We start from the raw sequence: 11,423 nt of genomic DNA, 5'->3' as shown, positions 1-11,423 counted from the left end.
GCACAGGCACAGGCCGCTGCAACCGGCCAGTGCCGCGGCCATGAAGTATTCGCTCGACTTCACTACCCTGCTCCCCTACTGGCCCGTTTTTCTGAACGGCGCCTGGCTGACGCTGAAGATGACCGCCGTGGCCGTGGTGGTCGGCGTCGCCGTAGGCACCCTGGTGGCGTTTGCCAAGCGCAGCAAGGTGCAGCCCTTGTCTGGCATTTGCGCCGCCTACATCGAGGTGGTGCGCAACACGCCGTTTCTGGTGCAGATCTTTTTGCTGTACTTTGGCTTGGCCAGCGTGGGCATCCGCATGCCGACCTTTGCCGCCGCCGTGCTGGCGATGATCATCAACATCGCGGCCTACGCCGCCGAGATCATCCGTGCCGGGCTGGAGTCGGTACCCAAGGGCCAGATCGAGGCGGCCGAATGCCTGGGCTTGTCCAAGTGGCGGATCGGCTGGCACGTGATGCTGCAGCCGTCTATCGAGAAGGTTTACCCCGCCCTGACCAGCCAGTTTTTGCTGATGATGCAGGCCTCGGCCATGGCCTCGCAGATCTCCGCCGAAGAGCTGACCGCCATTGCCAACACCGTGCAGTCCGACACCTTCCGCTCGCTGGAGACCTACATCGTGGTCGCCGCGCTGTACCTGGCGCTGTCGCTGGTGATCAAGCTGGTGACGCATGTGTTGGGCGAAACCCTGTTCCGCCGCCGCCGCGTGATCCGCCAGGCCGCCGCGCGCAACAGCCAAAAAAACAAAGTGGTGCCAGCATGATGGGCAGCTTCACCGGCACGCATCTGCTGTACCTGTTTACCTCCATCTGGTGGACGCTGGTGCTGTCGGCTCTGGCCTTTGTGCTGGGCAGCATCGGCGGCTTTGGCGTGATGCTGGCGCGCATTTCGCCGCACCGCTGGCTGCGCTGGCTGGCCCTGGCCTACATCGAATGCATACAGGGCATTCCCCTGCTGATTTTGCTGTTCATCGTGTACTTTGGGCTGTCGGTGTACGGCTATTCGCTGCCCTCGCTGGTGGCCGCGGGCATCGCCATGATGGTCTACGTGAGTGCCTACCTGGGCGACATCTGGCGCGGCTGCATCGATGCCATGCCCCGGCCGCAGTGGGAGGCCGCCGAGTGCCTGGCCTTTAGCCGCTGGCAAACGCTGCGCCTGGTGATCATTCCGCAGGCGGTGCGCCTGTCGCTGCCGCCCACGGTGGGCTTCTTGGTGCAGATCATCAAGATGACCTCGCTGGCCTCGGTGATCGGCTTTGTGGAGCTGACCCGCGCAGGCCAGATCATCAACAACTCGATTTTTCAACCGTTTCTGATCTTCACGATCGTGGGCGCGTTTTACTTTGCCCTGTGTTACCCGCTGTCGCGCTGGAGCGAAGCCATGGAGAAAAAACTGAATGTCGCCAATCGTTAAGTTAGACAAGGTATTCAAGAGCTTCGGCTCCAACCAGGTTCTGAAGGGGGTTTCGTTCGAAGTGGCCAAGGGCGAAATGATCGCCATCATCGGTGCCAGCGGTTCGGGCAAAAGCACCGCGCTGCGCTGCATCGACCGGCTGGAAACCATCGACCAGGGCAGCATCGAAGTCTGCGGCATCCGCGTGGACAGCCCCACGGTAGACCTGAAGCAACTGCGCCTGGAAGTGGGCATCGTGTTCCAGAGCTACAACCTGTTTCCGCACCTCACGGTGGAAGAAAACATTTTGCTGGCGCTGCGCCATGTCAAAAAGCTGCCGCGTGCCGAAGCCCACACGGTGGCGCTGCGCGTGCTGGCGCAGGTGGGCCTGCAAGAGAAGGCCGGTGCCTACCCCGAGCAGCTCTCTGGCGGCCAGCAGCAGCGCGTGGCGATTGCCCGATCACTGGCCATGTCGCCCAAGGTAATGCTGTTTGACGAAGTGACCTCCGCCTTGGACCCGCAGCTCACCGGCGAAGTGCTGCGCGTGATGGAAGACCTGGCCGCTGGCGGCATGACCATGCTGCTGGTGACGCACGAAATGGCCTTCGCCAAGCGCGTGGCCGACCGCATCATCTACATGCACCAGGGCAAGGTGTGGGAGGTGGGCGCGGGCGAGATGCTGGATGCGCCCAAGACCCCTGAACTCAAAGCTTTTCTCGACAACGGCCTTTAATTTTTATAACCAACCGGAGACACACATGACCCCCACCCACTTCAACAACTTCACCCGCACCGCCATCGCCACCGTGTTGCTGGCCTGCGGCGCCCACGCCGCCCTGGCCGACCAGTTTGACGAGATCAAAAAGGCCGGCAAGGTGCGGGTCGCCATCGCCATCGGCACGCCGCTGTTCAGCTACGCCGATGCGAATCTGCAGCCCGCGGGCTCGGACGTGGACACCGCCACCGAACTCGCCAAGGACCTGGGCGTGAAGCTGGAGATCGTGCCCATCACCACCGCGGCCCGCATCCCCACGCTGCAAGCCCAGCGCGCCGACCTGGTGATATCCAGCCTGTCGATCACCGAAGAACGCGCCAAGGTGGTGGACTTCTCCATCCCCTACTCGGCCATCACCATCATGGTCGGCGCGCCCAAAGACATGAAGATTGCCAGCTACGCCGACCTGAACGGCAAACGCATCGGCCTGACCCGCGCCACCACCAACGACCAACTGACCACCAAGGAAGCCAAGGGCGCGGAAATCATGCGCTACGAGGACGACGCCACGCTGATCACCTCGGTGGTCACCGGCCAGGTGGACATCTTCTCCAGCACGCCATCCAACATGGGCGAGATCAACAAGCGCGCGGCGGGCAAGAACTTCGAGATGAAGTTCTCGCAGCTCGACTCCGGCCTGGGCATCACCATGAACAAGGGTGAGCCCAAACTGAAGGAGTGGATCAACGCCTGGGTGAATACCAACATCAAGAGCGGCAAGCTGAATGCAATTTACAAGAAATACCACGGGCGGGATTTGCCTACGAATGTGGTGAAGCCGGTTTGAGGCTGCGCAGATTTGCTATTTAGTTCATAGCGCCTTGCGCAGGTAGCATTTGCGCAAGGTGCCGATTTCATCCGAATAGAAAGCGAGCGTAAATAACACCTGTAGGCAAGGTGCATCGATTCGCTGGCGAAAACCAGGGTTGCGGCAGAATGGGAAACTGGATGGCTGCTTGCGGCCAAAACCAGTCCTTGCTGGCAATCCCCATTTGTGACCTGAAGATGCGACTATGAGCCTTCCAGAATCGCCACCAGATGCGCGTGTAGACCTAGCAGTTCGCCCTCGAGCGGAGAGGAGGGACAGGCTCATGAGGATAGCTCGACTAAAGCTCGTCGCCAGAGCCAACGAGTTCTTTGAGACCTGCGATGGGGTGGACGCTTCGTTCAACGCCTTTACAGAAACACACGAGCGCTTCGTTCTCGCTATCGGGAAGAACCACCAGAGCGAAGCATTTGGCATCTCCTTTGTCAGTTGCGTCTACCTCGCAGGCCCGACTTTCTGGACCAGAGTGCAGCTCCGTTGCAAATCCATCGAGGATTCGGACGGTGAGCTCTTGTATGAGGTAACAGACGTGGCGGCAGGCTTTGTGGTTCGCTGTGACACTATCGTGATTCCAACCTACGACCTGACGTTTGCCTGCGAATGGTCTCGGCAACTTGCCGGCTGATTCCGGCCAGCGGACTAAAAGCAGGCGCCCAACTAACTGGATAAAAGCACTCTCATGTTCAGGTACTTCATTGGTCTTGCTGGAGGCTGGGAATTTTTCGGCATCGTCACAACTGTCCTACTAGGAGTAGGGGGCGTTGGCTATGTGGGGGCAACGTGGTTGATGCATTTCATCAGTATCGAGCAATATGTTTCTGCTGCCCTACTCGTAGTGACGGTCACAATTTTTTCGGGCTTGGCTGCATTGCGTATTCCTGCGGCCCAATACTTCTTTTTTGGGAGCGTGGCAGTTATTGGTACGGCCTTTCTGAGCGGCGCTATAGGTGTTCTTCTCCCGTAGGTGACAGGCTGCATTGGGCCCAAAGCCGACCTCGGCCCCCTCAAGGCAAAGTCACCAAATAGCAAACGCCAGGACAGCAGCGCACAATTTCGGAGTAGACACGTCTACAACTTGCCCCCGCTTACCAGCACCCGTAACTGCGCAATGCGCAGCGGAAAGTAGCCCTCCGTCAAGCGGAACAATTGCCGCATGCCCGCCGCCGCAGGCTGCGTTCCACCCGGCAAACCCTGGGCCGTGGCGGTCAACGCCTGGGTAACACCAACACCCAGAGCGGCAAGCTGAACACTATTTACCCGAATTACCGCGGGCGGAACTTACCTGCGGCGCTGGTGAAGCCGGTTCGATAGCAGACTGATTCACTCCCAAAACGATAGCTGCCAGCGCAAGTAAAACATGCGCCAGAGGCATATTTCGCGTCAAATTACCCAGCCCTGCTCCGCACGGCACAATCCCAGAATGCCCCGCACGCCATCCCTTCCACCCCCGCCCAGCCACGCCATCGCCGCCTGGGTGGATGCGCTGCGCAACCAAGCCGACGCGGCCACGTTGAAGGGCCTGCCCACCTTGGCCGATGCCGATGCGGCGCGGGTGATGGCTTTGCTGCGGATGGACGATGCGCCAGAAGAGGTTGCGCCGCCCCCGCCATCAGCGCCGGGCACCCTCCCCGGCCACTTCCGCCCGCGCATCACTTTGCTCACCCTGGGCCGGGGGGACGGGTTGCTGGGGCTCAAGTCGCAAGGCAAGCTGGGCCCGCGCGGCGACAGCGTGACGCTGGCGCAGATTGACTGGACCTACCGCACCGATGCAGGACACCACTGGACCACGCCCGCGCCTACCTCCATCCTGAACAACCGCCCCGCCGCCGTGCAGGAGCTGTTCGACACCGGTGGCCCGGTGGTGCACATGCAACGCAACCTGGCCGCCGAAGCCGATGCGATGGACCAGGTATGGGACATGGGCCTGGTGCCGGTGGCCGCGCACAGCTTCCAGTGGCGCAGCCGTAATGATCGCCCAGACCTGGGCCCCGTGTGGACGCTGGCGCAAGAGGCTTTCTTTGGCGACTTTTGGGCCGACCAGGTGCCGCGCTTGCAAGCCCAAGGCTGGGCAGTGGCCGTGCAGCCCGGCTTTGCACATGAAAGCGTGCCGGTGCAGCGCTGGAAGCTGCACGTCCACCCCGACACCGGCGAGATCGCCTCCAAAGAACTGACCGAGCCGCTGGTGAAACCCGAGCGCGGTGTGCAAAAGCTGCGCCTGCCCGAGCGGGAAGGCGCGTGGCTGCTGAGCCTGGGTATCGAGATCGACGGCGAAACCCTGGACCTGGCCCCCATGCTGGCCGACCTGCTCAAGCGCGACAGCCGCTGGCTGCACGCCGACCAGATTGCCGCCATCGACGACCACGCCACCATCCGCCTGCGCGCGCCCGGCGGCCGACGCATTGACGCTCCGGCGGCACCGCTGAAGGCCATCGTCGGTGCGATGGTCGATTTGCTCACCGACCCGCTGCGCAACCAGCAACACGGCCCGCTCCACCTGGGCGCGTGGGAGGCGCGGCGGCTGGAGATGCTGCGCGCCGGTCTGCTGGACGCGCACCGCGTCGGCCCGCACAACACTTGGCAACTAGCGGGCGACCTGGGCCTGGCCAGCCTGGCCAAACGCCTCAAAACGCTGGGTGCGCCGCAGCCCGTGGCCGCGCCCGACGGCCTGCACGTGCAGTTGCGCCCCTACCAATTGGAAGGCCTGGCCTGGCTGCAGTACCTGCGCACCCACAGCCTGGGCGGCATCTTGGCCGACGACATGGGCCTGGGCAAAACCGCGCAGGCGCTGGCCCATGTGCTGGTGGAAAAGCAGGCCGGTCGCCTCGACCTGCCCGCGCTGGTGGTGCTGCCCACCTCGCTGATCTTCAACTGGCAAGCCGAAGCCCGCCGCATGGCCCCCGGCCTGCGCCTGCTGACGCTGCAGGGGCCAGACCGCGCCACGCTGTTTGCGCAGATGCCCCAGCACGACCTGGTACTGACCACCTACCCGCTGCTGTGGCGCGACATGGATGCGTTGGCAGCGCAGCGCTTTCACCTAGTCATTCTGGACGAAGCGCAGATGGTCAAAAACGCCGGCAGCCGCAGCGCCCGCGCCCTGCGCCGCCTGCAGACCCGCCACAGCCTGTGCCTGACTGGCACGCCGATGGAGAACCACCTGGGCGAGCTGTGGGCGCAGTTCGACTGGCTGATGCCCGGCTTTCTGGGCGATGCGCGCCAGTTTGCCGCCCGCTGGCGCAAGCCCATCGAAGAAAACGGCGAAACCCTGCGTGCTGCGCTGCTGGCCCAGCGGGTGCGCCCCTTTATCCTGCGCCGTCGCAAGCAGGACGTGGCCAGCGAGCTGCCACCGCGCACCGAAGTCATCCAGCGCGTGCAGTTGCAAGGCCAGCAGCGCGAGCTGTACGAGGGCGTGCGCGCCGCCGCGGATCTGCAGGTGCGCCGCGTGCTGGAGCGCCAGAGCTTCAACGGTGCGCAGGTCACCATCCTGGACGCACTCCTCAAGCTGCGCCAGGTGTGCTGCGACCCGCACTTGTTGAAAGGTAAAAAGCCCGCCAAAACCATAGAGCGCGCCAAGCTGGCGCTGCTGGCCGACATGCTGCCCGAGATGGTGGCCGAGGGGCGGCGCGTGCTGGTGTTCTCGCAGTTCACCGAGCTGTTGGCCTTGGTGGCCGAGCAGCTCGCGCTGTTGGAGTTGCCGTTTCTGAGCCTGACGGGCAAAACGCCACCGAAAGAGCGCGGCAGTGTGGTGCAGCGCTTTCAAGCCAAAGAAGTCCCCGTGCTGCTGCTGAGTTTGAAAGCCGGTGGCGTGGGCCTGAACCTCACCGCCGCCGACACCGTCATCCACATGGACCCCTGGTGGAACCCCGCCGTAGAGGAACAGGCCACAGCACGCGCCCACCGCATCGGCCAGGACCAGCCGGTGTTCGTCTACAAGCTGGTGGTGGAAGGCAGCATCGAAGAGCGCATGCTGGAGCTGCAGGCCCGCAAACTGGCCCTGGCGACTAGCGTGCTGGGCGTTGATGCCCAGGGCGGGCTGAAGTTTGACGCGGCGGATCTGGATGCCTTGCTGGCCCCGCTGGGTGCCATGACCGCCACGCCATCCCCCGAAGAAGCCGCCCGCCGCTGGGGCCGTACCGGCAGCCGCCCCTAACCACTTACTATCAAAAAGAGAGCTTCCAGCGCAGGTGGAATATGCGCAAAAGCCGTATTTTCTTTAAATTCTGGGGCGACGCTGGGGGCGCGTCATTTCGTCTTCCAGAGCTGGATATTGGACTCCACCATTTTCTTCATCACGCCCTGCTTGGCCAGGTTGTACATGGCTTTGGCCAAGGCCGCGCGCACCTCGCTGGTGTTGCAGGGAGACTTGTGCGACAGGGTCAGGTACAGGCTTTCGTTGCTGACCGAGGGGTTCACTGGCACCAGCCCGGCGATACCCAATTTGGCGATATAGGCCCGAGCGGGGTCTTCCTCGTACACCAGGTAATCCACCCGACCGAGTTGCAGAATCTTGAAGGCCTGCTCCAGGCTGGGCACGGTGTTGATCTTCAGGTTGGCTTTGGCGTAGCGGTCAAAGTCTTCGCCAAAGCTGTTGTTGATCACCGTCAGGCCGGACAGATTTTTCAAATCCGACCACTGCCGGTACTTCAGCGGGGCCGCCTGCCGCCCCCAGAGCACCGAGTGCGTTTCGCGAAACGCCGGGTACACATAGTCCATGTACGTCAGCCGGTCTACCGTGAAAAACGCCCCGGCAATCAGGTCGATGCGCCCCAGCCGCGCCTCCTCCTGCACCCGGGCCCACGAGCCCACGTAGCGCACCTCGATGGGGATGCCGATCTCTTTGGCCACCATCTGCACCAGATCGGCATTGGCCCCCACCAGGTGGCTGCCATCCGCGCCATCGCGCCACAGGTACGGGGGATATTCGGGGTTGCCGGTGGCGACCATCTGCTTGCAGGTCTCGGCGGCCCAGGTGGTGTGGGCCATGCACGCCCAAAAGACGGCAGGCAACAGCACGCCCAATGAATGAGGGATACGCATGAACGTCCTTTCAGCCCGCAACCAACAGACAAACCTGTGGGGAGTGCATTGCGCATTCCCGCCATGTAACGGACTGTATCCGCTCTAGGCGGTTCGGGTGGCTTTAGGCTTCAGAAAATACCAAAAGCCCGGACCTGGGCCAGGGCCGGGCTTGCATTGACGCAACAGACGCTCAATGCGGCATGGCACTGCCCACCATCGCCGCCACCATGTCGGCCGTCACGGCAGAGAGCGTCAACCCCAGATGCCCGTGGCCGGTGTTGTAGAACACGCCGGGCCGCTTGCCGGGGCCGACGCGCGGCATCAGGTTGGGCATCATGGGGCGCAGCCCGGCCCAGGGCACCACGCTTTCGGTGCGCACACCAGGGAAGCATTGCTGCACCCATTCCACCAGCGGGCGGATGCGGTCGGCCCGGATGTCGCGGTTGTAGCCGTTGAACTCCGCCGTGCCCGCCACCCTGAAACGCCCCAAGCCCAGGCGGCTGCTGACCAGCTTGGTTTCGTCGTCCAGCAGGCTCACCATGGGGGCCGACGCCTGGCTGTGTGCGTCGTCCAGGTTCACGGTAATGGAATAGCCCTTGACCGGGTAGATGTTGACCCGGTCCCCCAACTGGGCGGCGATGTCACGGCTGGCCGTGCCCGCGCAGACCACCACGCCGTCGAACACGCTGGTGTGGGTATCGCCACCGTCTTGGGCTGTAATGGTCACAGCCTTGCCATCGCTTTTGACGCTCTGGATGGCGTGGCCGTAACGGGTTTGCACGCCCAGGCGCTCGGCAGCGGCGGCCATGCCGGTGCTGAACTTGTGGATGTCGCCGGTGGTGTCGCTCTCGGTAAAGTAGCCGCCGTAGTAGTCGCCGGCCAGCGTGGGTTCGATGGCGCGCATCTCTTGCGGAGTGACGGCGCGGCGGTCCAGCCCGCCCTGGGCCAGCAGCTTGGAGACCTTGCCCGCGTGCTCGAAGTTGCCCTTGTCACGGTAGATGTGCAGGATGCCTTCGCGCTTGTGGTCAAAGTCCAGGCCCTCTTCGGCCGCCCAGGCATCCAGGTGCTGGCGCGCGGCCATCGCCAGGCGGGTGGTTTGGATGGTGTTTTTTTCGTACTGCGGAATGGCCGCGATGAATTCGGCAAACCAGGCCATCTTGTGCCAGCTGGGCTTGGGATTGACCAGCAGCGGCGCATCGCTGCGCAGCATCCACTTCACGCCCTTGAGCACCGTGGACCAGTGGTTCCAAACCTCGGCGTTGGACACCGAGAACTGCCCGCCATTGGCAAACGAGGTTTCCATGGCCGCATAGCGGTGTTTTTCGAACAAGGTCACGGCGTACCCACGTTTGGCCAACGCATAGGCCGTGGTGACACCCGTGATACCGCCGCCAATAACAGCCATGTTCGCAGCAAAATTTTTCATGATGAGAGTTCCAAAACGTCAACAGGGGGATAGCAACAAACGTGCGCGGCTATCGCCCCCTCTGTTTTGGACCTGAGAGATTCACGGCTGGCATGCTGCCAAGCCGCTTGCTCCTGCGGTGAGCCAAGCGACGAACTTAGCTGCTCTTCAGAATTCTTTGGCTCACCCCCAGACTGCAGTGCTTCGCATCTTTCGCCAACCCCCTTGCAGGGGGCAGCACCAGCAGCCTGGCAAAGCCAGTTCTGCGGTGTTTCTGGAAAGCGTGCGTTCTGTCTGTAACCTAGGGGGAGCCGAACAGATACCGGTCCTTTTGCCTGAAAGTTTCCGGGGGCGGTTGCTCCTTCGGCGCTGTTTTCCTGATCTAAATCAGGGGGAGCAGTCTCTCCCGGTATCTCTGTAGATTATCGCACTGGGGTCAAAGCATCTTCACGGCACGGCCAATGAACTGGATGGGGCCGGTGGGTTTATTGATGGGGGAGCCGTTCACTGGCTCCAGGGTCAGCTCAAACAACTGGTTGGGCTGCAGCGGCGGCAACTTGTCCAGCGGGATCTGCACGGCCTGCCCCGGTTTGACCAGGCCCAGCGAGACCGGGCCGCTCCAGCCCTCGCCCTTGGTCCAGAACTGCAGCGACTTCTCGGCGGGCACCACCACCTTGCCCAGGGGTGTCAGGCTGAGCTGGCGCGTATCGCTGGCCTGGATAACCCAGCCCGGTGCGGTGTCTTGCGGCGCCACCAGCACCACCATGTACTGCGGCCCGACCGGCAGCACACCTTGGCGGGTGACCAGCACCGAGGCCATGATGGCGGCAGTGGCAAAACCGGCGCCCGCCAGCCCGCGCCACAGGCCCAGGCTGTTCCACCACGGCAGCCGTGCTGGCAGGATGGCGGCGCGGCGCGGTGCCACAGCATGCGCCACACTGCGGTCAATGCGCTGCCACAGTTGCGCTGACGGCTCCACCGGCTCGGCCAGTGTGGTCAGCGGTAGCAACTGCTCTTGCCAGCGCTGCACGGCGGTCTGCAGGGCGGCATCGGTGGGCAGGCGCTGCTCCACCATGCGGCGGCGGGTGGCGGATAGCGTGCCCAACACATATTCGGCGGCGAGCTCATCCGGGGAGGGAGTGTTTTGCTGTGTACTCATGCCATGCACTCCCGCAGACTGCCCATGCTGCGTTTGATCCAGGCTTTGACGGTGCCCAGAGGCGTTTGGGTGCGCTCGGCAATTTCGCCGTGCGAACAACCGTCTACATAGGCGTAGAGGATGCAGTTGCGCCGCGCGGGCTCTAGCAGCGCCAGGCAGTCGTTGAGCTTGCCCAGGCTGACGCGCAGGTCAAACGCATCGGCAATCTGCGCATGGGCATCCAAAGAGCTTTGGGCATCCAGGGCTTCGGCCGTTTCTTCGTCCACCGAGACCTCACGTGCGCCGTTGCGCACCGCGTTGAGTGCCAGGTTGCGCACCACGCTGTAGATCCAGCCCCGGCCCGAGCCGCGCCGGGCATCGAAGCTGGCGGCCTGGGTCCAGATGTTCATGAAAGCATCGTGCACGATGTCCTCCGCTTGCTGGCGCTGGCGCACGATGCGCAGGGCCACGCCCAGCAGGTGGCGGCTGTCTTGCTGGTAAATGTCGTGCAGGGCTTGGCGCTCACCACGGGCGCAGCCAACCAGGGCACGCTCGTAGTTGAAGTCATCGGGGGCAGTCGTCAAGGGCGGGTCCATCGAAAGGGTCAGGACTTACGCAAGTCCCCCTGATCGCCCAGAGGGCATCAGGGGCCGCTGCGTAAGTCCTAGGAATTAAATTCCTTCGATGGTAGCCCGGCTTAAGCGGCTTTCCAGAAGATGTAGTCGGCCTGGTACTTGACGATTTCTTTACTGCCCTTGTTGGCGGGAGCACAGGTGCTCATCGGTGCCACGCCGCCTTTGATCGCCACGCGCTGGATGTGCGTCACACCGGCCATAGCCCCCATGCCCATCGCAGGGTTGGCCTTGACCAACTG

12 protein-coding genes and 2 riboswitches are annotated in these 11,423 nt (G+C 63.0%); of the genes, 7 read left to right on the top strand and 5 right to left on the bottom strand.

From position 1 onward, the window contains the following. Nucleotides 1-40 precede the first annotated feature (40 nt). From ABI213_RS12520 to ABI213_RS12490, 7 genes are all read left to right on the top strand, one after another. Nucleotides 41-760, top strand: coding sequence for an amino acid ABC transporter permease (locus ABI213_RS12520; protein WP_348027334.1), 720 nt, complete (start codon nucleotides 41-43; stop codon nucleotides 758-760). Beyond that, nucleotides 757-1,410: an amino acid ABC transporter permease gene (locus tag ABI213_RS12515; RefSeq protein WP_348027330.1), complete on the top strand. Its 654-nt coding sequence runs from the start codon at nucleotides 757-759 to the stop codon at nucleotides 1,408-1,410. Before ABI213_RS12520 ends, ABI213_RS12515 begins: the two co-directional genes overlap by 4 nt. After that, nucleotides 1,394-2,122 carry an amino acid ABC transporter ATP-binding protein gene (locus ABI213_RS12510; RefSeq protein WP_348027328.1) on the top strand — a complete coding sequence of 243 codons (729 nt, stop codon included), beginning with the start codon at nucleotides 1,394-1,396 and terminating at the stop codon, nucleotides 2,120-2,122. Before ABI213_RS12515 ends, ABI213_RS12510 begins: the two co-directional genes overlap by 17 nt. Before the next feature lie 25 nt (nucleotides 2,123-2,147). Continuing rightward, complete coding sequence (locus ABI213_RS12505; RefSeq protein ID WP_348027326.1) at nucleotides 2,148-2,951, top strand: transporter substrate-binding domain-containing protein; 804 nt, start codon at nucleotides 2,148-2,150, stop codon at nucleotides 2,949-2,951. A 226-nt stretch (nucleotides 2,952-3,177) separates the two neighbouring features. Then, nucleotides 3,178-3,615 (top strand): hypothetical protein, encoded by a 438-nt coding sequence (locus tag ABI213_RS12500; RefSeq protein ID WP_348004854.1) that lies wholly within the window; start codon nucleotides 3,178-3,180, stop codon nucleotides 3,613-3,615. Nucleotides 3,616-3,669: 54 nt separating this feature from the next. Next, nucleotides 3,670-3,954 (top strand): hypothetical protein, encoded by a 285-nt coding sequence (locus ABI213_RS12495; RefSeq protein ID WP_348004855.1) that lies wholly within the window; start codon nucleotides 3,670-3,672, stop codon nucleotides 3,952-3,954. Between the two features lie 456 nt (nucleotides 3,955-4,410). Then, nucleotides 4,411-7,137: a DEAD/DEAH box helicase gene (locus ABI213_RS12490; RefSeq protein ID WP_348004856.1), complete on the top strand. Its 2,727-nt coding sequence runs from the start codon at nucleotides 4,411-4,413 to the stop codon at nucleotides 7,135-7,137. Between the two features lie 92 nt (nucleotides 7,138-7,229). Here the strand turns inward: ABI213_RS12490 and ABI213_RS12485 are convergent, their stop codons facing one another. The 5 genes from ABI213_RS12485 to ABI213_RS12465 form a co-directional block, all read right to left on the bottom strand. Further along, nucleotides 7,230-8,024, bottom strand: a complete 795-nt coding sequence (locus ABI213_RS12485; protein WP_348014537.1) for a transporter substrate-binding domain-containing protein — start codon at nucleotides 8,022-8,024, stop codon at nucleotides 7,230-7,232. A 172-nt stretch (nucleotides 8,025-8,196) separates the two neighbouring features. Next, nucleotides 8,197-9,432, bottom strand: coding sequence for a D-amino acid dehydrogenase (locus ABI213_RS12480; RefSeq protein WP_348004858.1), 1,236 nt, complete (start codon nucleotides 9,430-9,432; stop codon nucleotides 8,197-8,199). Between the two features lie 51 nt (nucleotides 9,433-9,483). Further along, nucleotides 9,484-9,593, bottom strand: a riboswitch (glycine riboswitch). A 131-nt stretch (nucleotides 9,594-9,724) separates the two neighbouring features. Then, a riboswitch (glycine riboswitch) is annotated at nucleotides 9,725-9,830 on the bottom strand. Between the two features lie 17 nt (nucleotides 9,831-9,847). After that, the gene (locus tag ABI213_RS12475) at nucleotides 9,848-10,570 is read right to left on the bottom strand and encodes an anti-sigma factor (RefSeq protein WP_348004859.1); all 723 of its coding nucleotides are present in this window, start codon (nucleotides 10,568-10,570) and stop codon (nucleotides 9,848-9,850) included. Then, nucleotides 10,567-11,145 (bottom strand): sigma-70 family RNA polymerase sigma factor, encoded by a 579-nt coding sequence (locus tag ABI213_RS12470; RefSeq protein WP_348004860.1) that lies wholly within the window; start codon nucleotides 11,143-11,145, stop codon nucleotides 10,567-10,569. The genes ABI213_RS12475 and ABI213_RS12470 overlap by 4 nt, the downstream gene beginning before the upstream one ends. A gap of 101 nt (nucleotides 11,146-11,246) precedes the next feature. Further along, nucleotides 11,247-11,423, bottom strand: a 177-nt coding sequence (locus ABI213_RS12465) for a DUF3455 domain-containing protein (protein ID WP_348027332.1), incomplete at its 5' end; no start/stop codon positions are given.

The organism is Rhodoferax sp. (genome assembly GCF_039922535.1).
In the GTDB taxonomy this organism is placed as follows: domain Bacteria; phylum Pseudomonadota; class Gammaproteobacteria; order Burkholderiales; family Burkholderiaceae_C; genus Rhodoferax_B.
The sequence above is the reverse complement of the archived record's forward strand: the minus strand, read 5'-3'. Positions and strand labels throughout refer to the sequence as shown.

Bases quoted from the DNA above. Each gene is read 5' to 3' on its own strand.
- ABI213_RS12510 (WP_348027328.1), top strand. From the start codon at position 1,394: ATGTCGCCAATCGTTAAGTTAGACAAGGTATTCAAGAGCTTCGGCTCC.
- ABI213_RS12500 (WP_348004854.1), top strand. From the start codon at position 3,178: ATGAGCCTTCCAGAATCGCCACCAGATGCGCGTGTAGACCTAGCAGTT.
- ABI213_RS12495 (WP_348004855.1), top strand. From the start codon at position 3,670: ATGTTCAGGTACTTCATTGGTCTTGCTGGAGGCTGGGAATTTTTCGGC.
- ABI213_RS12470 (WP_348004860.1), bottom strand. From the start codon at position 11,145: ATGGACCCGCCCTTGACGACTGCCCCCGATGACTTCAACTACGAGCGT.
- ABI213_RS12490 (WP_348004856.1), top strand. From the start codon at position 4,411: ATGCCCCGCACGCCATCCCTTCCACCCCCGCCCAGCCACGCCATCGCC.
- ABI213_RS12520 (WP_348027334.1), top strand. From the start codon at position 41: ATGAAGTATTCGCTCGACTTCACTACCCTGCTCCCCTACTGGCCCGTT.
- ABI213_RS12515 (WP_348027330.1), top strand. From the start codon at position 757: ATGATGGGCAGCTTCACCGGCACGCATCTGCTGTACCTGTTTACCTCC.
- ABI213_RS12505 (WP_348027326.1), top strand. From the start codon at position 2,148: ATGACCCCCACCCACTTCAACAACTTCACCCGCACCGCCATCGCCACC.
- ABI213_RS12475 (WP_348004859.1), bottom strand. From the start codon at position 10,570: ATGAGTACACAGCAAAACACTCCCTCCCCGGATGAGCTCGCCGCCGAA.
- ABI213_RS12480 (WP_348004858.1), bottom strand. From the start codon at position 9,432: ATGAAAAATTTTGCTGCGAACATGGCTGTTATTGGCGGCGGTATCACG.
- ABI213_RS12485 (WP_348014537.1), bottom strand. From the start codon at position 8,024: ATGCGTATCCCTCATTCATTGGGCGTGCTGTTGCCTGCCGTCTTTTGG.